The 1,727-nt window shown below is 65.8% G+C and carries 1 protein-coding gene; it reads left to right on the top strand.

What is annotated here, in order from left to right; genetic code table 11:
- Nucleotides 1-1,727 (top strand): DEAD/DEAH box helicase family protein (locus R5H23_RS16190; protein WP_317216044.1); only part of this gene is annotated, 1,727 nt, incomplete at both ends.

Below are 1,727 nucleotides of genomic sequence, written 5' to 3'. Positions count from 1 at the left end.
ACGATCCGGACGTCTGGCTGGTCAGTTCGATCGAGGAGTACGACGAGGACCGGCAGGTCGGCACACAGGGACCACTGTTCTCCGAGCGTGTGATCCAGGCGACGCTGGAGCCGGAGGTGCACAGCGCCCATGACGCGCTTGCGGTCTGCCTGCACGAGACGGGTGTGGTGGAGATCCCGCGCATTGCCGAGCTGCTGGGGCGACCCGAGGACGAGGTCATCGCCGAGCTGGGCAGTGCCATTTACCTCGATGCCGGACGCAGCCAGCCCGGACGCGACGTCTGGGTGCCGGCCGACGAAGCCCTGTCAGGGGCGGTGCGCACGAAGCTGGCGGAGGCCCGCAAGGCCGCTGAGACCGATCCCCGCTTCGCCCGCACCGTGGCCGCGCTGGAAGAGGCCCAGCCCGAGGACCTGCGGCCGAGTGACATTACCGCCCGTCTGGGCGCCCCGTGGATCCCGACCGCCGACATCGAGGGCTTCATCGCCGAGGTGATCGGGGTCGAAGCCGGCGTGTGGCACACGAAGGAGGTGGCGTCCTGGACCCTGGACAAGGGACCGTTCCGGGGCAAGGCCGAAGCGACGTCCGTCTGGGGCACCGAACGCCGTCCCGCGGGGGAGCTGATCGAGGATGCGCTCAATCAGGCCATTCCGCAGATCTGGGACACCTGGCGCGACGAGAACGGCGAGCACCGGCAGCTGAATGCGCAGGAGACCGAGGCCGCCAAGGAAAAGCTCGCCGCCATCAAGACGGCCTTCCAGACCTGGGTGTGGCAGGATCCAGAGCGCGCCGAGCGTCTGGTGCGGCTGTATAACGACACCTACAACAACCTCGTCCCCCGCGCCTTTGACGGCTCGCATCTGCAGTTGCCCGGGGCCAGCACCACGATCCGGCTGCGCGCCCACCAGAAGCGGGTGGTCTGGCGCATCATCGCCACGGGAAACACTTACATGGCGCATGCCGTGGGCTCGGGGAAAACCTTCTCGATGTGCGCGGCGATCATGGAGCAGCGCCGTCTTGGCCTGATCTCGAAGGCCATGGTTGTGGTGCCGGGACACTGTCTGGCGCAGATGGCCCGCGAGTTCCTGATGCTCTACCCGACTGCGAAGATCCTGGTGGCGGATGAGACGAACTTCGTGAAGGCGAAGCGGCAGCGCTTCCTCGCCCGTGCGGCCACGGGTCAGTGGGATGCGATCATCATCACGCATGACGCCTTCAAGTTCATTCCGGTCGAAACCGCGTTTGAGCAGGCGATGATCGAGGCTCAGATCGCGTCTTACGAAAGCCTGCTGTGCGAGATCGACGCCGACGACCGCATCTCGCGCAAGCGCATCGAGCGCATGAAGGAGGGGATGAAAGCGAAGCTGGACGGGCTGGCCAGCCGCAAGGACGATCTGGTGCATCTCGGCGAGATCGGGATCGACCAGATCCTCGTGGATGAAGCGCAGCAGTTCCGCAAGCTGAGTTTCGGCACGAACCAGTCCAGCCTGAAAGGGGTCGATCCGAACGGCAGCGGGCGTGCCTGGGACCTGTACGTCAAGGCCCGCTATCTGAGCCGTCTCAACCCCGGTCGTGAGCTGGTCATGGCGTCGGGCTCGCCGATTACGAACACCCTGGGCGAGATGTACAATGTGCAGCGCTTCCAGCAGATCGACGCCCTGATCGAGCGTGGCCTGCACGAGTTCGACGCCTGGGCCGCCAATTTCGGGGAGACCCGCACGGAACTCGAG

Source organism: Gluconobacter sp. GP1 (assembly GCF_032913585.1).
Classification (GTDB): Bacteria; Pseudomonadota; Alphaproteobacteria; order Acetobacterales; family Acetobacteraceae; genus Gluconobacter; species Gluconobacter cerinus.
This window is presented reverse-complemented; position numbering and strand designations above follow the sequence as displayed.